Origin of the sequence: Gordonia sp. 'Campus' (assembly GCF_022206305.1) — a bacterium.
Lineage (GTDB): Bacteria > Actinomycetota > Actinomycetes > Mycobacteriales > Mycobacteriaceae > Gordonia.
The window spans coordinates 113,081-133,397 of record NZ_JAKOIW010000007.1 but is presented as its reverse complement, the minus strand read 5'-3'; the positions used below and the strand labels follow the sequence as shown (position 1 = coordinate 133,397).

Genomic DNA, 20,317 nt, shown 5'->3' with positions numbered 1-20,317 from the left:
GGCATGGATGCCGTCACCACACCACCGCGACCGGTCAACGAACCCGTCCACACCTACGCCCCCGGCACGCCCGAGCGAACGCGGATCGTCGATGAGCTCGACCGCCAATCGCGCGCCGGCCGCCGCGAACTACCCCACATCATCGGCGGACGGCTGCGTCTCGGGAACGGTGCCCCGATCGACGTCGTTCAGCCTCATGCGCACCGCGAGGTGCTCGGCTTCGTTCACAACGCCACCCACGACGACGCCCGCGCCGCGGTGGATGCGGCACGCGCGGCGGCCGACGACTGGGCACACACCAGCTTCGACGACCGCGCCGCGGTTGTCCTGCGTGCGGCCGAACTACTGGCGGGGCCGTGGCGCGAACGGATCGCCGCCGCGACGATGCTCGGACAGTCGAAGTCGGTGCAGCAGGCCGAGATCGACGCGCCTTGCGAACTGGTCGACTTCTGGCGGTTCAACGTCGCCTTCGCCCGCGAGATCCTGGCCGAACAACCCCTGTCGTCGCCCGGCGTCTGGAACCGTCTCGACCATCGGCCCCTGGACGGATTCGTCTACGCGGTCACGCCGTTCAACTTCACCGCGATCGCCGCGAACCTGCCCACCGCACCGATGCTGATGGGAAACACCGTCGTGTGGAAGCCCTCTCCCACCCAGGCGTATTCGGCCCAACTCACGATGGCGTTGCTCGAAGCCGCCGGTCTGCCGCCCGGCGTGATCAATCTCGTCCACGGTGACGGCGCGGCGGTCTCCGACGTCGTTCTCGCCGACAACGACCTCGCCGGTATACATTTCACCGGTTCGACGGCGACCTTCCGCCATCTGTGGCGCGAGGTCGGCGCACGGATCGACAGCTACCGGAACTATCCGCGTCTCGTCGGAGAGACCGGGGGCAAGGACTTCGTCGTCGCCCACGCCTCGGCCGATGCGAATGTTCTCCGGACAGCACTGATCCGCGGGGCGTTCGAATATCAGGGACAGAAGTGTTCGGCCGCGTCGCGGGCGTACATCGCGCGGTCGGTCTGGGACCGGATGGGTGACGACTTCCTGGAGGAGACAGCCGAACTCGCCTACGGCGATGTGCGTGATCTGTCGAACTTCGGTGGCGCGGTGATCGATCGGCGGGCGTACGACAAGCAGGTGGCCGCGATCGACCGCGCGAAATCCACCCCGTCGGTCACCGTCGCAGTCGGCGGGCAGTGCGACGACACCGTGGGATTCTTCGTACGGCCGACTGTCTTGCTCTCCGACGACCCGACCGACGAATCGTTCGCCGTCGAGTACTTCGGACCGCTCCTGTCGGTCCATGTCTACGACGACACCGAGTACGAAACGGTTCTGTCCCTGGTGAATTCGTCGGCGACCTACGCTCTGACGGGGTCAGTCGTGGCAACCGACGTCGCGGCGATCGCGCTGGCGTCGGACCGACTCCGCAACGCGGCAGGCAATTTCTACGTCAACGACAAGCCGACCGGAGCGGTCGTCGGGCAACAACCGTTCGGCGGCGGACGCGCCTCGGGCACCAACGACAAGGCGGGGTCGAAGCAGAACCTGCAGCGCTGGACGTCGACCCGGACGATCAAGGAGACCTTCACCCCGCCCACCTCGTCGCGCTATCCCCACATGAGCACCGACTGGACGGCCGTCTGATGGGTACCGTGTTCGACGGCCTGCTGCGGCCCACGATCGCCGCGGCGTCACGCAGCGAGTGGATCGAACAGACCTCCCAGCGATGGACCGTCACCGAGAAGGTCGTCCGCCGATTCGTGCCCGGCGAGTCCCTACCGGAGGTGATCCGCGCGATCGACGACCAGCGCCGTGACGGACTCACCGTGACCGTCGACTTCCTCGGCGAGGACACCATCGACGAGGCCGGTGCGGACGCCACCGTGCAGGCGTATCTCGAACTCCTCGACGCGATGCCGGTGCCCGCTTCGACGACGGGTGAGGCGATGGAGGTGTCGCTCAAACTGACGGCCGTGGGGCTCGACCTCCCCGATCACGGCCACAAGATCGCCGAGGAGAACGCGCGCACTGTCGTCGAGGCGGCCCATCGTCGAGGCGTTCTGGTCACCATCGATGCCGAGGATCACACCACCGTCGACGCGAGGCTGGCGATCGTCCGCGCACTGCGCGCCGACTTCCCCGGCACCGGGACCGTACTCCAGGCTTACCTGCGGCGCACGGAGGACGACTGCACCGAGTTCGCGGCGTCGGGCGCCCGAATCCGCCTGTGCAAGGGCGCCTACGCGGAACCTCCGGCGGTCGCCTACCCCGGGCGACGGCAGATCGACGACAGCTACCTCCGGTGCCTGCGAATCCTGATGCGGGGCAACGGTTGCCCGATGGTCGCCAGTCACGACCCGACCATGATCGAGGCGGCGACGATCCTGGCGGGTGAATTCGGGCGCGCGCCGGACACCTGGGAACACCAGATGCTGTACGGGATCCGCAGCGACGAACAGCGTCGACTCGCCGCCACCGGAGCCCGGGTCCGCGTGTACATCCCGTACGGCGGGCAGTGGTACGGCTACCTCGTCCGCCGCCTGGCCGAACGGCCCGCCAACGTCGGGTTCTTTCTCCGCGCGCTGGTGTCGGGGTGAGTGGGGTCAGCCGCCCTTTCGAGGACCGTCGCTGTCGAGCACGACGGTGAGGCAGGTGTCGAAAGCCGGTGTCGCAGCCGGAGTCGCCGGGCGTCGGGTCACCACGTCGGCGTCGACCAGCGTGAGTCGCCCAGCGCCGATCGTTCCGGGCACGTACGTGTAACCGGCGGGCGAGGTCAACAGCTGTGCGGGGTCGACACCGCGGACCCGCCACACGTCCACCGGTCCTCCGCTGTTGTTCATGCGGACGAAGTGATCGCGCTCGTGCGCGCCTCGCGCCAGGAAGCAGCCGTCCTGCTCGGGACGATCACTCCCCGCGATCCCCCGCGCCGCGCCCATCCGACGGGCATCGAGGCCGTGGGTGACGATCGACTCGCGATTGCTCACCGAGGACACGTGATAGAACTCCTCGTCTTCCACTGGTTTGGTTACCTCTCGTCGTGCATCACGGTGTCGCTGGCCAAGGTAACCGTTTCGTCTCGTGCAGTCCGATCGATTTGATTCATGCTGGCGAGTTCCGGGCGGTCGGCGACTCGGCTAGGAAGGATCTATGGCCCGTCCATCGCTGCTGGAATGGACTCGATACCGGGCCCCAGCGACGCAATCCGATTATCAGCCGTTCGCGCAGGCGAATTCGAACCACCCAGAATCGTCGGATGAGTACGGCACCCACGACGAAATCGAGGGCCTAGCTCGCTTCTCCGAGGGCGCGACGCGCGGCCTCGGCTGCGGGTAATTCACGACGACTGGAACCCCGGAGCAGAGATCATCGCGTCTTCAGACCGCCAGAATCCGGATAAGAGGATGCAGAGTCAGCGGTGGCATCCCAAGGAATCGAACTCCCCTGGCAACGACACCGCAAGCGGGCCCGCCCCGCCCTCAGCGAAGTTGCCAAACGCCGAAGTGTCGGCCCCGCACAGGGACGACGCGCGAACACAATTGTGATCTCACACCCGTCGCATGGCTTCCGAAACATCACTGCGGTCACGCGACAGCCTCGTCGCGAGCTCCGACGAGTGTTCAAAAGGCAGCAGACTCTCCCCGCAAGCCGAATGTCCAGTACAGATGCGACAGGAGTTCCCCACTGTCAAGAATGACTCGAATGTGGCGCGACTAGTATTGCGTGGCAACGACATTGAACTCATTCGAGTTCGCGTCACCCCTTGCATTCGCCAGTATGTTCGAGTATCGTAAAGTCATGACAGAGCTCGACAATCTCCTCGATCGGCTCATCGAGATCTCCCCGCCCATTGAAGATCCCGCCGGAAGGGCAACGTTCGACGCGCTCAACACATTGCGGTTGATTCGCAATGCGGCCGACCAGCTCATCGTCACCCACACAGCACAACTCGATCTTCTGGGTGTTGCGCGCAAGGCGGGCGCCACCACCCGAAAGATGTTGATCGACATGGGTTTTGCACCGACAGCAGCATCGCGCACCATGCGGATCGTCGAGGCTTCACCATCACTGCCCACTCTCGCCCGTCACGCCGCCGACGGACGACTGTCCACCGAGATCGCCGACGCCATCGCACGCGGCGTGGCGCACATCGACAAACGTTCGCCCACAACGCTTACCAACGAGGAGCGTGCCACCCAGGAAACCGCCCTCCTCGGACAAGCCCTGTCCGGTGCCACGCCGGCAGAGATAGAGCGCCACGCCCGCGCCATCGGCAACACCCTCGCCGACGCCACCGACACCGGAATACCCGCCGCCGACGACGCTGGTATGAACGCGGTCAACGCCCACACCACCGACGACGGACGCGTCGAGATCCGCGCCGACCTCACCCAGACCATCGGCGAAAAGTTCCTCACCATGATCGACGAACGCTCCTGCCCACGCCCCGAACCCGACGGCGCCGAAGATCGCCGCACCGCAGAACAACGCCGCGCCGACGCCCTCGAACTGATCCTCGACCAAGCAGCACTCGGAGCGAGCATCGACAGCATCGGCCGCCCACGCACCCAACTGATGGTCACCATCCCCGCCACCGGCGACCCGGCGGCCCTGCCATGGACCGGATCGATCAGCCAGGCGACCGCCAAACAAGTGTCCTGCGACGGATCACTCACCGAGATCGTCCTCGACGGCGAAGGCGTGCCGCTACAGATGGGACACACCAGGCGCTTGTTCCCCGCCCACCTCCGTAAAGCCGTTGTCGTCCGCGACCGGTGCTGCATCAAATGCGGTGCACCGCCCTCGCACACGCAGGTCCACCACATCGCCCACTGGGCCGACGGCGGCAGCACCGACCTCGACAACGGCTGCCTGCTCTGCCAACGCTGCCACACTCAAGTCCACCACCACGGCTGGGATGTGATCCTCGGCTTCGACCGGCATCCCTGGATCGTCCCGCCCGCCACCATCGACCCACACCGCCGCCCACTACCCGCCCACAACCGACGCACCATGAGACTCGACCACGCCGCCTGAAACCGCCCCTCGCGCAGCATCTTCCGCACCCGGCGCCCCCGGGACCGCATCCGTCCCTTGACAACTCCACAGTGCTCGCGGGTTCGGGCGCCCCCTCACAGGGGCTGGGCGCGCCGTACCTGGTCTGCAGCTCGACCCGCATCGAGGACCTCGTCGGTGATGATGACCGCAGGGCCGAGGCTGAGCGTCCCGGAGGTCAACGGTTGCGCCCGTAACCCGCCGCGCCCGATCAAGGCCTTGCGGACACCCTCGCCGGCGACCGTGTCCATCCACGAACAGGGATGTGCGGGACGACCCCCACGGAACCGGACAGGCCCCGACCCGGTGTCCAGTGCGAATTCGCGACCGCGGAGCGGATCCAACTCGAGACCGCGCACGACGACGTTCCGCCGGGCGAGCACGGGGTCGACGTCCCCCGCGGCCGCCGTCCACGCCTCGAGCGCCAGGAACGTGACCGCCGCCTCGGTGTGCGCTCGCACCCCGAAGAAACGGTCACCACGAATCCCCTTGTCCGCGGCGATCTCCACGGACTCAGGCGTCGAGGTCTCGACATCATCGGCGGGTCCGTCTTTGGGCCGACCGAAATAGGCGTGCGCGGGCGAGACCACGAACGTGACTATCTCGCAGTCGTATCGGTGAGACATGGGTGCCCCTCGTGGCTCGTCGCTTGCGCTCCTCGCACCTCAGGGAGCGGTGTGGCGTTTGCGCTCCTCGCACCTCGGGGAGCGTCTTGCTCAATACCCGGTGAACGAGTCGGTGTGGATGCGCCATGGACGCATCCTCGTGGCGGGATCGTGGCGCCGGATGGTCGCCGAGGTCACCTCGACGAACGCCGGTGTGCCGGACACGTAGTAGTCCGCCTCACCCGCGCGGGAGCCGATCAGTTCGGCGAGGCGTGCGGGATCGTCGATCCCGTCGGCCGATTCGGGTGCAACGACCGTCTCCACTCGTGCACCGCGGGCGCGCGCGGCGTCGAGGTCGTCGGAATACACCGCCCGCGCGTCGTCGCGCAGTATGTGCACCAGTGACAGTTCCGCGAGGTCTGCGTCCGGCGCAGCCGACGTCAGTTCACGCACCATCGACACGAACGGCGTGATCCCGATCCCCGACGCGATCAGCACCACCCGGCCCCTCGACGGGAATCCGCGGGGCAGCACGAAGTCGCCGCCGATCTCGTCGACGAATGCGCGCTTGGCGGTTCCGTCGATCAGCGCCGCCTTGTATGCGGACGGCTCCGATGCGACCGTGAACCCGAACTCGACAGGCGACTGCCCGGGAGCCGACACGAACGAGAACACCCGGCGCGAACCGGCCCACACCGGCGCCGACCATCGCGGCAGGCTGACGCTCGACCACTGCCCCGCCCGAAACGCGGGCGCACCACCGGTCGGCTCCGCGCGGACCGAGTAGCTGCGGTCGGCGATGGGAACCGCCTCGACGTCGAGCGGCACACGGCGCGCGGTCCCCGAGACCAGCCGCACCACGAACGCATACAGACACCCGACCAGCAGGGCGACCTCGGGCACGAAGGCCAAGGTGTAGGAATCGGTGATCGCGACCGTGTACTGGCAGTGCATCAGCACACCGACGAGCGCGCCGTAGACGAGCCGGTGGACCTGCGTCGCCGGTGAGGTCAGCGGCTCAGGGAGCATGATCGCCGCGACGAACAGCATCGGGCTCGACACGATCCACGTCGACAGATCCTGACCACCACGGACCAGTTCGACGACGCCGATCGTGACCAGTGAGGCGGCGATGAACACGACGACCAGCTGCCAGTCCCGGATGAGGGTGACCACCACGGCACCGATCACGATCATCGGGACGAGCAGTGGCTCGGTGGCGACCCACCAGAACGGGAAGCTGATGCCCTCGACGCCGGCGTACGCCAATGCGTAACAACCGACCGCGCCGGCGACCGCCGGGTTGACGAACAGCCGACGCCGCCACGCCAGAACATATTTCGACACCGCGGCGATGGCCGCACCGACCGCGACCGTCGTCACCGCGGTGTCCTCCGACCCGCCCGGCAGGACGAAGAACAAGATCAGGCCGGTGATGAGCCACGAATCCGAGTTCGGCGGCACGCGCACCACGGCGGCGCACACGTAGCTCACGACGGCGCTGACCCCGACCGCCACCACCAGCCATACAGCGAGTTCGTCGGGCCCGTAACCGAAGTCGGCGTCGACCACCGACACCACAAAGGCAGCGACCACCAACAGGAGAAGCCCGCAGAGCACCGCCCGGTAAGGCGTCAGGTGCCGCCGCGACGCGTCGATCGGCGTGAGTAACCGTGGGAGGACCGATGTCACAGGAACAGCTCCAATCCGGGGATCGCGGTGTGCTCGACACTCCCGTTGCGTCGGATGGTCACGTGATGAAACCCCTCGCGGTGATGGTCGAAGTCCCCGCGCAGGAACGCCGCCGGCGTGAAGAACAGTGCCGTCGCAAGCCCGTCGGCCTCCATCGCCGACGGCGCGATCACCCACGTGGCCAGCACCTCTCGGGCGGGCGATGCGGTCCGCGGGTCGACGATGTGATGCCAGTCCGCCCATGCACGGCGGTTGCTCGCCGACGCGCAGATCGCCCCGCCGGCCACCGACACCACACCGATCGCCTTCGATGAGTCCAGCGGATGTTCCAGCGCCACGCGAACGCCTCGGTCTCGCGGTGAGATCGCCATGTCCCCGCCTGCGTCGACGACGTAGTCTCCGACACACTCCGCCACGATCGCCGCCACGCGATCCACCGCGAAACCCTTTCCGGCGGCGCCGACATCGAGCAGCGCCGGCGCCCGCATGTCGAGGACACCCACGTGGTCGGCGATCACCGCATCCCAGTCCGGCGCGACAGGCACCTGCGGCGACGGACGCAACGAATAGCCGGCGTCGTACCCGGCATCGGCGAGGGTCTGGCCCACCAGCGGCGACACCCCGCCGCCGGTCAAGTCGTAGAGACGGCGGTACCAGTCGAGGAGAGGCTGATCGGACTCGGCGACCTCGTAGCGGCCGGCTCGACGCGCCATGTCCGCGACCACGGAATCATCCCGGAACCGCGACCACACCCGGTCGATCCGGTCGATCTCGGCTTCCACCGCGGCAACCGTGTCGACGGTCAGCGGCGCAGGCGTGCTGATCGTCCACCGGGTGCCCAGAGCGTCGAACGCCCAATGGTGGGCGGTGGCGAGGGACGTCAGGCCTGGGCCTCTTGCTTGATCTGGGCGATCGCGTCGTTGAAGCCGCCCGACGTCAACGACGAGCCGGACACCTTGTCCACATCGATCTCGTCGATGTTCTTGCCCACCACGACGTCGGAGATGCCGCTGGAGAACTTGCCCTGGTACTCCAGCGACGGCCCCTTCGTCTGACTCGTGTCGATGGACACCGCGGTGATCACCGAGTTCGACAGGGTCACCGTCACACCCACCGTCTGCGGCCCGCCCGGGGAGATGTATTCGCCGACCGCGGTGTACTCACCGTTCTTGTAGTCACCCGACCCGGCATCGGCCACCTCCGTGGCGGCCGAACTGCCCGCGGTGGTCCCGGAGGTCGAGTCGCCGGAACCGGAGTCCTCCGAGGAACACGCGCCGGCGACGAGCCCGACCGCTGCCATCGCGGCGATCACCCCGCCGGTCCGTGCCAGCGCTGACGAGGTACGCGGAGCGGGGGTGCGGGACGCCGACAACGAATCGGACGACTGGGACATTTCCGGGGTGAGGGTCATGGGCTCAATTGTGCCGACAGTTCGCCGGAAAGTCCCGGTGACGTCCGGATCCGCACTCAGCGGCCCGCCGCGGCGACCCGCGCCTGGATGGCGTCGACGAACACGGTGCGGATGTCGGCGGCGTTCTCGGCGACATAGGTGGTGCCGCCGGTCGCCGTCGCAATCTGCTTGAGCGCGTTGGAGTCCGCGTCGTCGGAGATTCCGATCGTCAGCACCAGAACCGGCCGTGCCGGGTCCTCGAGTCGCTTCAGTTCCGCGAGCAGGTTGTCGAGGGTGATGCTCTCCGGGTCCTCGTTCTGCCCGTCGGTCATGATGATGACGCTGTTCGAGTAGTTCGGATCGTAGGTGTCCTGGACCTTCTTGAAGGCGGCGAGAGTGGTGTCGTACAAACCGGTTCCGCCGCCGAGGTTCGACAGGCCCTCTTCCACCGCCCGGCCGAGTGCCTCACGGTGGGTGCCGCTTCCCGACCTCGCGTCGAGTCTGCGGATCGGTGCCATCTCGACCCAGTCCTGGCCGGGCCCGCCCTTGTCGACACTGAAGGCCCAGCCCCCGATCATCGTGTTGTTGGGGAACAGTTTCAGGCCGGTCTGCGACGCGTCGATGAGCAGGCCCGCGCGGGTCGTGCCGCCGGCCGGGGTCTCCATCGACCCGGAGGTGTCCTGCACGACGAGCGTCCGGATGGGCACGCCGAGCACCTGCCACTGCCGCAGGGCCTTGTCGACCGAGGTGGGGTCGCGCAATCCGAGTTCCTTGACGGGCGCGCCGACACCGTTGCCGTCGGCGTCGCGGTATCCCGAATCGGTGAGCGCGGCCCGCCCGGCGTCGGTGCCCAGCGCCGCGACGAGTGCGGCACCGGCGTCGGCTGCCGTCTGCTGCCGGGCCATGGCCGCAGTGTTGACCAGCGGGTAGTCCAGCATGACGGTGCCCGCCGTCGGGATCGCCGACTTCAGCGTCGAGCCCGGATGAGTTCGCATGAACAGATCGAACTGCTGCTCGGTGGTCACCACCGGCACGCCCGCGGTGTTCGCGAGGTTGAGCCGGGTGCCCTCGTTGTCATTGGCGAGACGCGCGTTGTTCTGCTGGATGGCGAGGATCGTCATCGCCTCGGTGAACTTCTCGTCGGTGAGTTCACCGGCATCGACCGCGGCCAGCGCACCGATGATGGGCGCATCGCCCGTGCTGGTGTCGACCGGACTGCCGGTTCGCAGGTCGGGAAGCCGCATCACCTCGACCCACGTGCCCAGCTGCGGGACGTCGGTGCCTGCCACGACGGTCGGCGTCGACGCGATCGACGGGGAGACCATGTCGAGTTCGCGACGCACCTGGGTGGTGACGCGCCGGGCCTGCACCTGCGAGTCGGCCACCCACAGATCCGGCGCCGCGGCGCCCTGCGTGAGCAGGCCCGGGACGTCGGCGCCCGCCGCGGTCTGGATGTCGTAGTCGAAGCACGAGTCCGCCGACGCCTGCCGTGCGACCTCACGAAGCGGCCCGGTCATCGCCGCGTCGGAGGCGACCGCGACGCGGGTGCGGTCCCCGCACCCGGTCGAACCCGTCTGCCAGATGATGAGGCCGCTGATCAGGGCGACGACCACGATCAGGACGGCCGCGGCCCACAGCCAGGTGCCGCGTCTGCCGCCACGGGTCTCGCGATGTTCGAAGCCGAAGTCGTCGTCATCCCGCGCCGGCGGCGGAACCGCCGCCCGCCGGCCGCTGGGTGCGTCTCCCGCACCGTCGCGTCCCGCCCGATCGTTCGATCCCGCCCGATAGTTCGACCCCGGCCGATCGTCCCGGTCGTTTCCGGCGCGATCGGCACCGGAGCTGTGCCGCCCCATAGTTTCTCTCCCCTTGTACGGCGGCCTCCCGACCGCCTCACGCGTTGCGGCCGCCCCGCCCGACGCATCGCGGCACCGGCGACAGCCGCCGGCGCCCGTTCACGCCTGGCTCAACCGAAGACCTCGCGGAACTTCAGCAGCGACTTACGCAGATCCCCCGACACCGCCATGGCCGCGGTCTTCCCGACCGGCCCGATCAGCGGCAGCCCTCCCAGATCAACTGTGAAGGTTACTTCCGATCCGCCGGAAGTGGGAGCGATGCCCAGGTCGAGCTTCGCCTTGACCCCGCCCTTGCCGTTGCCCTTCAGGCGGACATGCGTCGTCGGCTCGTACTTCTCGATGACCCAGTCGAAGCGGACGCGAGTGCCCTTCACCTTCACGATCGACGAGATCTCCGTGCCCTTGGACAACTCGCCCGCCGCCGGAATGGGGCTGCGCCACGTCTCGTGGATCAGCAGCCACTCGCCATACCGGGACAGATCCGACGCCGCGGCCCAGGTATCTTCCGGTGACAGATCAACTTCGATGGAGTCACTCGTCTTCGCCATGGTCCAAGAGCCTAGTGCCACCGCCTCGGTCGCCGAACAGGCACGTTCACTGCTCGGCGCGCATCTGACCGGGCACGGCGTGACGATCATGGTGACCGAGGTCGAGGCGTACGCGGGTCCCGACGACCCGGCGTCGCATGCGTACACGCGAACGGCTCGCTCGGAGATCATGTACGGGCCACCCGGACGGCTCTACGTCTATCGCATCCACGGTCACCACTGCGCGAATGTCGTCGTGGCCGGGCCGGGACCCGCAGCCGCCGTCCTGCTCCGCGCGGGCGCCGTGACCGAGGGCACGGAAGTGGCGCGGGCGCGACGCGGGGCGACCCGCTCGGGCCCGGTCCCCGACTCCCGGCTCGCCGCGGGGCCGGGGAATCTGTGCCGGGCCCTCGGGATCACGATGACCGATCTCGGCACCGACCTCGCCGATCCGACGACCCCGGTGACGCTCACGCCCGCGGTTGCGGGGACGACGGGCCCGATCGTCGCCGGCCCCCGCGTGGGTGTGCGTCGCAACGCCGACGTCGAGTGGCGGTTCTGGATCGACGGCCAGCCCAGCGTGTCGGCGTACCGGCGACACCCGCGCGCCGGCCGATGAGACGGCCGGCGCCGGTCGGCTAGCGCTGCGGGTTGCCGGGGTTCTGCTGACCCGGGTTGTGTCCGGGGTTCTGCCCCACGGCCTTGCGCACGGCGTCCTGTGCCTTGTTGACCTGGCCGGAGTACTTGTTCTTGGTGACCTTGTCGATGGCGTCGCCGCCCTTCTCGATCAGGGCCGGGTTCTGCTGCAGCGTGGCCTTCGCCTTGTTGACGAGTCCCTTGAGGTTCATGGTGGTTCCTTCACATGACGGGCCGGAGCCGTTCCGGCCGCTTGCCGCGAGTTTAGCCGTGCGCGGCGAGTGACCCCCCGTGCTGCGCGGCGTCATCGTGGCGGCCGGCGAGCACCCGCGGCACGACCCGCGACACGACCTCGACGCACACGATGCCGATCGCGGCCGACACCAGCGCGACGGAGTTCATGTGCCAGTTGGACGAATCGAGTCGGAACAGGTCCTGGGTGAACGGCCACGCGAAGATCAGCACGTAGGCCCCGGCCGAGCAGGTGAGGAGGATGACCTTCCACCAGTTGTAGGGACGCGCCACCACGGCGAGGACGTAGACCGCGATAGCGATCAGGGTCATCAGCGCCGCGGTCGCGGCCTGCGTCTGGGCGGGCGAGAGGTTCACCGCGTCGCCACCCATCTCGACCCCGGAGCCGCCCGGGTTCACGATGACGTACGTCACGAAGGTGCACAGCCCGACGATGATGCCGTTCGGCACCGCGGACAGCAGCACCCGCCGTACGAAGCCGCTGCGTGCGCGCTCGTGGTTGGGCGCCAGGGACAGCACGAACGCCGGGATACCGATGGTGAACCACGCGGAGATGGTCACGTGGATCGGTTGGAACGGGTAGCTGAGGGGATCGGACCCCGCCAACGCGCCGACGAGTCCGCCGACGCCGACGAACAAGGCCAGCAGGACCGCGTACACGGTCTTCGTGAGAAACAGGTTGGAGACGCGTTCGATGTTGCCGATCACGCGACGGCCCTCGCCCACCACGTAGGGCAGGGTCGCGAACTTGTTGTCGAGCAACACGATCTGCGCCACCGAGCGGGCCGCGGAACTACCCGAGCCCATCGCGACACCGATGTCGGCGTCCTTGAGCGCCAGCACGTCGTTCACACCGTCACCGGTCATCGCGACGGTGTTGTCCCGGGATTGCAGCGCCTTGACCATGGCGCGCTTCTGATCGGGCCGCACCCGGCCGAAGGTGACGCCGTGTTCGACGACATCGGCGAGTTCGTCGGTCGAGGACGGCAGTTCGCGCGCATCGACCGACGTGGCGGCGGTTCCGAGTCCCAGGGATTCGGCGACCGCACCGACCGACCGGGCGTTGTCCCCCGAGATGACCTTGACCGCGACGTGCTGCTGGTCGAAGTAGTCGATGGTCTCGCGGGCGTCGGATCGGACACGCTGCTCGAGCACGACGAGCGCGACCGGCGTCACCGTGCCGGGAGCCACCGCACCCGCCGCGGGTTCGGTGTCGACGGGGACGTCGGTGCGGGCGAGCAGCAGGACTCGGAGACCCGTCGCCCCGATGTCCGACGCCAGCCGGGCGGTGTCACCCGTCGGGTCGAGGAGCACGTCGGGGGCGCCGATGAGCCAGTTCCCCACGTCGGCACCGGCGTCGCTCGCAGCGTCGTCGCGGAACGACATGCCGCTCCACTTCGTCGCCGAGGTGAACGGTTTGATCGCCGTGACCGTCCAGCCGGGCGCCTCCGGATGTGCCTCGGCGACCGCGATCATGCTGGCGTTGGGCCGCGGGTCGTGCGCGGCGAGCGCCGCGAGCACCTGGTGCGCGGTGTCGGCCGGCACCGATCCGACGGTACGGACCTCGGACAGCCGCATCCCGTTCTCGGTCAGGGTGCCGGTCTTGTCCGCGCAGACCACGTTCACCCGAGCCAGGCCCTCGATCGCGGGCAGCTCGTTGACCAGACACTGCCTTCTGCCGAGGCGCACGACGCCGACCGCGAAGGCGATCGAGGTCATCAGCACGAGACCTTCGGGCACCATCGGCACGAGGGCGGCCACCATCCCGAGCAACGCCCACCGAATTCCGTTGTCGCTGATGAAGAGTTGATTGACGATGGTCAGCAGACCGGCCGGGACCAGCAGCCAGGTGATGACGCGCAGGATCTGGTCGATCCCGGATCGCAGTTCCGAGGACACCAGCGTGAACTTCGACGCCTCGGCGGCGAGCTGAGCGGCATACGCATCGGCGCCCACTCTGGTCGCGCGATACGCGCCGCCACCGGCGACGACGAAGCTGCCCGACAGCACGACGGCGCCGGGGGTCTTGTCGATCGGGTCGGCCTCACCGGTGAGCAGCGATTCGTCGACGTCGAGCGCCGTCGCCTCGGTGACCTCCCCGTCGACCACGATCTGATCGCCGGCACCGATCTCGATGATGTCGTCGAGGACGACCTGATCCGGCGGCACCTCGGAGACCCGGCCGTCGCGACGGACCCGCGGGCGTGTCTGGCCGACGATCGCCAACTTGTCGAGCGTCCGTTTGGCGCGGACCTCCTGAACGATGCCGATCGTCGAGTTGGCGATGATCAGCAGGCCGAAGAGCCCGTTGATCAGCGATCCGGTGAACGCGACGATCGCGAACAGGACACCGAGGATCGCGTTGATCCGGGTGAACACGTTCGCGCGCATGATGTCGGACACGCTGCGTCCGGACCGGTCGGGCAGCGCGTTGACCTGACCCGCGGCAACTCTCTCGGCGACCTGCTCGGCACTGAGCCCGGGGTCGGACTTCTCGGTCGTGACACTCATTGCGCGCACTCCGCCGCGGTCACGCCGAGGCCTCCCACCAGCCAGGATTCGCCACACCGGGCCCGGTGCGGTGGACGAGATCGATCGAGCCGCCGGGCTGTGGGACCAGGATGGTCGGGCCGTCGGACGACGATGCAGCGGTCAGCCGGGCGATCGGCTCGCCCCAGGGGTGTCGGGCGAGGCTGAAGGTGCCCCAGTGGATGGGGACGAGCACAGAATCCCGCCCGGTGCCCGGCGAGACCATCCGGTGGATCGACAGGGCCTCCTCCGGGTTCACGTGGATGTCGGGCCACATCACGTCGTAAGCACCCGCGGCGATGAGAGTGAGGTCGAACGGGCCGAGTCGGGCGCCGACGTCCTCGAAGCGTTCGGTGTGGCCGGTGTCCCCGGAGAAGAACACCTTGTGCACGGGACCCGCGATGGCCCAGCTCCCCCACTGCGTGAGGTTGCGGGCGAGCCAGCGTCCCGAGAAATGCCGCGCCGGGCCACAGGTGAATCGCAACTCGCCACCCGCGGTGGGGACGGTCACCTCATCCCACCAATCGGCCTGCCGGATGCGATCTTCCGCGATCCCCCAGGAGGCGAGATGCGCACCCACTCCGATGGTCGTCACGAACACCGTGTCCGGCTGGGTCGCGGCGATGGTGGTGACGGTCGCCATGTCGAGGTGGTCGTAATGGTCGTGACTGATGACGACGACGTCCACCGGCGGGAGGACGTCCGGGGTGAGCGGTGCGGCGTGCATGCGTCCGGGGCCCACGAGTTGACTCGGCGAGCAACGGCGGCTGAGCACCGGGTCGGTGAGGATGCGTGCCCCGTCGATGTCGACGAGGGCGGTCGCGTGACCGAGCCAGGTCACGGCGAGCTCGGCCGGCGCCTCGAACCGGGGAACCGTCACCATCACCGGGCGCCGCGGACGGCCGGGGCGGCGTGCCATGTCCGACATGACCTGCAGATCGGGCTCACCGGCCGACGAGGCCGGCTCCGGGTTGTCGAAGACGCCGTCGCGCTGGTGCGGGGACAGTCGCACATGGGGGGCGATGTCGGCGCGCGAGGCGCCGATGGCGCGGGCCGGCCCCACACCCCCGGCGGCGAGTCCCGCGAGGACCGTGTCGGCCGCCATCACCCCGGCCGAACCGACCCGCCGCAGAATGCTCGAACGGGCGTCGGTCGTGCCCTGTTTCCCGGTCGTGGAAGTCACGTTCACACAGTAGTGCGTTCCGTGCGATGCCGACTCCGAGTGAAGCGCGTTGTGGGCCTCACCGGCACTGATAGGCTGCGGCGAACATTGTCCACCGAGCATGCGCCGGCGCATGTGGTCAGAAAGTCACCCAAGTGGCACGGATGTCCGTCGACCAACGTCGAAGCGCGCTGATCGAATCGGCGTACCGCGTGATCGCCGATCACGGGGTCGAGGGCGCGACGACCCGTCGCATCTGCGCTCACGCCGGGATGCCCCTGGCCAGCTTCCATTACGCCTTCGAGAGCCGTACCGCGCTGCTGTGCGCGGTGATGGAGACCGCCGTACCGACCGACATCGAGCGGATGTTGCACACCGTCCTGCCGGCGGCGGAGTACGGACCGATGCCCGACAAGGTCGCCATCCGCGAGAACATGCAACGACAGTTCCATGCGTTCTACGACCTGCTGAAGGCCGATCCCGGTCGCATGCAGGCGGCCATCGCGCTCGGCATCTACGCCCACAATCACCCGGAGCTGCAGCAGGTGGGCAAGCACATGTACGAGCAGCTCTACCGGGTGTCGTCGGAGGGGTTGCGGACGATCGCCGAGCTCACCACGGCGGTCTGGACGACCCCCGTCGAGGAGTTGGGCCCGCTGATCATCGCGGCGACCAACTCCATCACCCTCGTCTACCTCAGCACCGCCGACGACAAGGTCGTCGACGCGATCATCCGTTCGATCACCGATCAGCTCATGACGCATGTCAGATTCGAGTGATCCCGGCCCGTCGCGGCCGGCCACCACGGTCGGACTGTGGGCGCGCGACCCCGACACCTACTGGGCGTCGATAGACCAGGCCGTCGCCGACGCCGGCCTCGACGCCCCTGTCCTCGCGCTGGACCGGGCCGCGCTGGAACACAACGCAGGTGACCTGCTCCGACGCTCGGCCGGTGTACCGATCCGGGTCGCCAGCAAATCCGTCCGGGTGCGATCGGTGATCGCCGACCTGGTCGCGCGCAACGGTTTTCAGGGGGTACTCGCCTACGATCTGGCCGAAGCGCAGTGGCTCGCCACCGATTCGGGTCTGACCGATGTGCTGATGGGTTATCCGTCGGTTCGCCGTGGAGCACTCGCGGCATTCGCCGCCGACGAGGTCGCCACCACGCGGGTGACCGTTCTCGTCGACTCGGTGGATCACCTCGACGTCATCGACTCGGTCGCTCCCGCAGACGCCCGCCCGCCGATCCGGGTCGCCATCGACCTCGACGCGTCATACCGACTCCTCGGCGGCCGCGTCCACATCGGCGTGCGCCGCTCACCGGTGCACTCGCGCCGAGACGCACTCGATCTCGCCCGGACCATCGTCGCGCGCAAGGGATTCGACCTCGTCGGCGTCATGTCGTACGAGGCCCAGGTGGCCGGGGTGGCCGACGCCGTGGCCGGCAAGACCGTGGTCAATCGTGCGGTGTCGGCGATGCAGCGCCGGTCGATGGCCGAATTACGACGACGCCGCGGACGCGTGATCGACGAGCTGCGTCGACTCACCGACCTCGAGTTCGTCAACGGCGGCGGCACCGGTTCCCTGGAGGAGACCGCTCGCGACCGGTCGGTCACCGACATCGCGGCCGGCAGTGGCCTGTTCGGCGGGCACCTGTTCGACGGTTACCGCCGGTTCCGGCCGGCGCCAGCTCTCGCCTTCGGGCTCGACGTGGTCCGCCGCCCGTCCCCCGGCATCGTCACGTGCGCGGGCGGAGGTTGGATCGCCTCGGGCCCACCGGCGGCCGATCGCCTCCCGAAACCGGTGTGGCCGAGCGGCTTCGAGTTCGTCGGCACCGAGGCAGCCGGGGAGGTGCAGACACCGTTGCGCGGACCGGCCGCCGACCGCATCTCGGTGGGCGACCGGGTGTGGTTCCGGCACACCAAGTCCGGCGAGGTGTGCGAACGCGCCCGGGAGGTGGCGATCATCGATCGCGACGCGGCGGGACGTGCCGTGGTGAGCGAGGTCGTGCCGACCTACCGAGGAGAGGGCAGGTGCTTCCTGTGAGAGGGACGACCGCGCTTCCGACCCACACCTGGCGCAACTGGGGCGGGACGGCCGGCTGCACGCCGAACCGCGTCATGGGTCCGTCGAGCGCCGCCGAGATCGCCGACATCGTCCGCGACGCCGCTGCGCGCGGCGGCACCGTCAAGACCGTGGGCGCGGGACACAGCTTCTCCCCCATCGCCGTTGCCGACGATGTTCAGCTCGACCTCTCGCGGCTTCGCGGCCTGGTGCAGGTCGACGGACACCGGGTGACCCTGCGCGCGGGGACACACCTCTACGAGATCCCCGGCCTGCTGGCACCTTTCGGGCTCGCGATGACCAACCTCGGGGACGTCGATCGCCAGACCATCGCCGGCGCGACCTCCACCGGCACCCACGGCACCGGCCTGGCCTTCGGTGGGATCAGCACCCAGATCGTGGGCGCCACCGTCGTCACCGGCACCGGTGACATCGTCACCCTGACCTCCGACGATGCCGACTTGCGCGCTGTCGCACTCGGACTCGGCGCGCTCGGGGTCGTCGCGGAGCTCACCGTCGAATGCGTCGACGAGTTCCGGCTGCACGCCGTGGAGGGCCCCGAGACCGCGGACGCGGCGATCGCGGCGTTCGGCGAGCGCGTCGAGAACTCCGATCACCACGAGTTCTACCTCTTCCCCCACACCAACTGCGCATTGGTGAAGACGAACACCCGGGTCGGGACCGACGTCCCGGTCAACGGCCCGTCACGCATCAAGCGCTACATCGACGACGAACTGCTGAGCAACAAGGCACTTCGCCTGTTGTGCGAGGTGGGTGCACGCGTACCCCGCCTGGTGCCGGCCATCAACGGCGTCACCGGCCGCGCGCTGTCGGCCCGTGAGTTCACCGACTCGTCGACCGGCGTCTTCGTCTCCGACCGCGACGTGCGGTTCCGTGAGATGGAGTACGCCATCGACCTCGACGCCGTTCCCGAGGCCTTACGCGAGATCCGGGCACTGCTCGACCGGCGCGAGTACCTGGTGAGCTTCCCCATCGAGGTCCGCGCCGCGGCCGCCGACGACCTCATGCTGTCCACCGCGTCCGGCCGCACCAGCGGTTACATCGCCGTGCACCGCTACCACCGCGACGATCCGGCCGACTCCGACGCCTACTTCGCCGACGTCGAAGCCATCCTCACCGGATTCGGCGGCCGACCGCACTGGGGCAAGATGCACACCCGCGACGCCGAGTACCTTCGTGGCGTGTATCCGCGGTTCGACGAATTCCGTTCCGTACGAGACCGTTACGATCCGTCGCGGGTGTTCGCCAACGATTACCTGCGGCGGGTGCTCGGGGACTGACGGCTACCGGCCGTTGGTGTGTATCGCGTCCCATGTCGATCGGGTTGTGGTTGTGCCCGGTTCCCGGGTCGGAACGCAACGTGATCGGCGGTCGCCCGGCCGCGCGCGGCCTCGTCTGGCCGCCGCTGCCGCGATCTGGTCCACTGGACACATGCGCGACGTCCTGCGGTCCCTGATCGAACTCCTCGACGGGGATGCTGCACGCCCGGTCGCGCTCTGCCGGGTGATCGGCACGTCCGGATCGGCGCCACGCGAGGTCGGCTCCGCGATGATCGTGACCGCCGACGACATCGTCATCGGTTCGGTCTCCGGCGGGTGCGTCGAATCCGCCCTCGTACACAGTGCGCGAGAGGTCCTGACGAGCGGGACCGCCGTCGTCGAACACTACGGCGTGGACGATCCGGACGATCCCGCGCCAGGCCTCACCTGCGGCGGTCAGATCGAGGTCCTGGTCGAGCCCGTCGCGCCGACCGAGGAGCGTCGCCGGCATCTGTCACGGCTCGCCACGGCCCTCGACGCCGACGAGCCGGTCGCCTGGGCGACGACTCTCACCGACGAACCCGACTGGCACCTCGCGACCCAGGCTGCCCGCACGCCCTGGCTGCGCCTCGACCGCGACGTCGCCGACCTCCTCACCACCGGCCGCAGCGGCCTGATCGGGGTCGACGACTGCGACGCCCCGTCCGGCGAACGCCCCCGGACGTTCGTGCAGACCTTCGCGCCGCCGGCACGGCTGATCCTCGTGGGCGCCAACGACTTCGTCCGAGCTCTCAGTTCGCTCGGCGCGAGTCTCGGCATGCGGGTGACCGTCGTCGACGCTCGACCGGTGTTCGCCACCGCCGCACGGTTTCCCGACGCCGACGAGGTCGTGGTGGCCTGGCCCGATCGCTACCTGACCGATCAGCTCCGCGAGGGTTCGATCAGCTCCACCACGTCCGTCTGCGTGATGACCCACGACCCGAAGTTCGACGTTCCCACCCTGGGAATCGCGCTCGCGTCGGAGCAATTCGGATTCATCGGGGCACTCGGCTCCCGGCGAACGGTCGACGATCGGAATCGTCGCCTGCGTGAGGCCGGCGTCGCGGAGACGCACCTCGCCCGCCTGCGCTCACCCCTCGGCCTCGACCTCGGCGGGCACACCCCCGGCGAGGTCGCCGTGGCGATCGCGGCCCAGCTCATCGCAGAGCGCCACGACGCCTCCGCGACACCTCTGCACACCGGGGACGGGCCGATCCACCGGCGCTGACC

Annotated in this window: 18 protein-coding genes; 8 read left to right on the top strand and 10 right to left on the bottom strand. The window is 68.6% G+C overall.

Features of this window, described 5'->3' with window-relative positions; genetic code table 11:
• Nucleotides 1–3: 3 nt before the first annotated feature.
• Together pruA and MAY35_RS10195 are read left to right on the top strand one after the other, a co-directional pair.
• Nucleotides 4–1,650, top strand: coding sequence for an L-glutamate gamma-semialdehyde dehydrogenase (pruA, locus tag MAY35_RS10200; protein WP_238421186.1), 1,647 nt, complete (start codon nt 4–6; stop codon nt 1,648–1,650).
• A complete protein-coding gene (locus MAY35_RS10195; protein WP_238421185.1) occupies nt 1,650–2,603 on the top strand; it encodes a proline dehydrogenase family protein in 954 nt (317 codons plus the stop codon). The genes pruA and MAY35_RS10195 overlap by 1 nt, the downstream gene beginning before the upstream one ends.
• A 6-nt stretch (nt 2,604–2,609) precedes the next feature.
• Here MAY35_RS10195 and MAY35_RS10190 read toward each other — a convergent pair whose 3' ends face one another.
• Entirely contained in the window at nt 2,610–3,023 is a 414-nt protein-coding gene (locus MAY35_RS10190) for a hypothetical protein (RefSeq protein ID WP_238421184.1), read from the bottom strand.
• 757 nt (nt 3,024–3,780) lie between these two features.
• On the opposite strand from MAY35_RS10190, the gene MAY35_RS10185 reads away from it, so the two are divergent.
• Nucleotides 3,781–5,040 (top strand): HNH endonuclease signature motif containing protein, encoded by a 1,260-nt coding sequence (locus MAY35_RS10185; RefSeq protein WP_238421183.1) that lies wholly within the window; start codon nt 3,781–3,783, stop codon nt 5,038–5,040.
• Nucleotides 5,041–5,135: 95 nt separating this feature from the next.
• Here the strand turns inward: MAY35_RS10185 and MAY35_RS10180 are convergent, their stop codons facing one another.
• The 6 genes from MAY35_RS10180 to MAY35_RS10155 all read right to left on the bottom strand — a co-directional run bounded on the left by MAY35_RS10180 (nt 5,136) and on the right by MAY35_RS10155 (nt 11,146).
• The gene (locus tag MAY35_RS10180) at nt 5,136–5,684 is read right to left on the bottom strand and encodes a molybdenum cofactor biosysynthesis protein (protein WP_238421182.1); all 549 of its coding nucleotides are present in this window, start codon (nt 5,682–5,684) and stop codon (nt 5,136–5,138) included.
• Nucleotides 5,685–5,774: 90 nt separating this feature from the next.
• On the bottom strand, nt 5,775–7,355 hold the full coding sequence (locus MAY35_RS10175; RefSeq protein WP_238421181.1) for an RnfABCDGE type electron transport complex subunit D: 1,581 nt from the start codon (nt 7,353–7,355) through the stop codon (nt 5,775–5,777).
• Nucleotides 7,352–8,239 carry an FAD:protein FMN transferase gene (locus MAY35_RS10170; RefSeq protein ID WP_238421300.1) on the bottom strand — a complete coding sequence of 296 codons (888 nt, stop codon included), beginning with the start codon at nt 8,237–8,239 and terminating at the stop codon, nt 7,352–7,354. Before MAY35_RS10170 ends, MAY35_RS10175 begins: the two co-directional genes overlap by 4 nt.
• Entirely contained in the window at nt 8,236–8,766 is a 531-nt protein-coding gene (locus tag MAY35_RS10165; RefSeq protein ID WP_374237939.1) for an FMN-binding protein, read from the bottom strand. The genes MAY35_RS10170 and MAY35_RS10165 overlap by 4 nt, the downstream gene beginning before the upstream one ends.
• 56 nt (nt 8,767–8,822) lie before the next feature.
• Nucleotides 8,823–10,598: a substrate-binding domain-containing protein gene (locus tag MAY35_RS10160; RefSeq protein ID WP_238421180.1), complete on the bottom strand. Its 1,776-nt coding sequence runs from the start codon at nt 10,596–10,598 to the stop codon at nt 8,823–8,825.
• Nucleotides 10,599–10,708: 110 nt separating this feature from the next.
• On the bottom strand, nt 10,709–11,146 hold the full coding sequence (locus MAY35_RS10155; protein ID WP_238421179.1) for an SRPBCC family protein: 438 nt from the start codon (nt 11,144–11,146) through the stop codon (nt 10,709–10,711).
• Here MAY35_RS10155 and MAY35_RS10150 point away from each other — a divergent pair.
• The gene (locus MAY35_RS10150) at nt 11,124–11,744 is read left to right on the top strand and encodes a DNA-3-methyladenine glycosylase (RefSeq protein ID WP_238421178.1); all 621 of its coding nucleotides are present in this window, start codon (nt 11,124–11,126) and stop codon (nt 11,742–11,744) included. The genes MAY35_RS10155 and MAY35_RS10150 overlap by 23 nt on opposite strands.
• 19 nt (nt 11,745–11,763) lie before the next feature.
• Here the strand turns inward: MAY35_RS10150 and MAY35_RS10145 are convergent, their stop codons facing one another.
• The 3 genes from MAY35_RS10145 to MAY35_RS10135 are packed head-to-tail and all read right to left on the bottom strand — an operon-like array spanning nt 11,764 to nt 15,731.
• Complete coding sequence (locus MAY35_RS10145) at nt 11,764–11,973, bottom strand: antitoxin (protein ID WP_238421177.1); 210 nt, start codon at nt 11,971–11,973, stop codon at nt 11,764–11,766.
• A gap of 52 nt (nt 11,974–12,025) precedes the next feature.
• Nucleotides 12,026–14,524 (bottom strand): HAD-IC family P-type ATPase, encoded by a 2,499-nt coding sequence (locus MAY35_RS10140; protein ID WP_238421176.1) that lies wholly within the window; start codon nt 14,522–14,524, stop codon nt 12,026–12,028.
• A gap of 19 nt (nt 14,525–14,543) precedes the next feature.
• Entirely contained in the window at nt 14,544–15,731 is a 1,188-nt protein-coding gene (locus MAY35_RS10135) for an MBL fold metallo-hydrolase (RefSeq protein ID WP_238421175.1), read from the bottom strand.
• A gap of 137 nt (nt 15,732–15,868) precedes the next feature.
• Here MAY35_RS10135 and MAY35_RS10130 point away from each other — a divergent pair, with 137 nt between their 5' ends.
• The 4 genes from MAY35_RS10130 (at nt 15,869) to MAY35_RS10115 (ending at nt 20,315) form a co-directional block, all read left to right on the top strand.
• Entirely contained in the window at nt 15,869–16,483 is a 615-nt protein-coding gene (locus MAY35_RS10130) for a TetR/AcrR family transcriptional regulator (protein ID WP_245403892.1), read from the top strand.
• Entirely contained in the window at nt 16,467–17,750 is a 1,284-nt protein-coding gene (locus MAY35_RS10125) for an alanine racemase (RefSeq protein ID WP_238421173.1), read from the top strand. Before MAY35_RS10130 ends, MAY35_RS10125 begins: the two co-directional genes overlap by 17 nt.
• The gene (locus MAY35_RS10120) at nt 17,738–19,069 is read left to right on the top strand and encodes a D-arabinono-1,4-lactone oxidase (RefSeq protein WP_238421172.1); all 1,332 of its coding nucleotides are present in this window, start codon (nt 17,738–17,740) and stop codon (nt 19,067–19,069) included. Before MAY35_RS10125 ends, MAY35_RS10120 begins: the two co-directional genes overlap by 13 nt.
• A gap of 151 nt (nt 19,070–19,220) precedes the next feature.
• Entirely contained in the window at nt 19,221–20,315 is a 1,095-nt protein-coding gene (locus MAY35_RS10115) for an XdhC family protein (protein WP_238421171.1), read from the top strand.
• Nucleotides 20,316–20,317 lie beyond the last annotated feature (2 nt).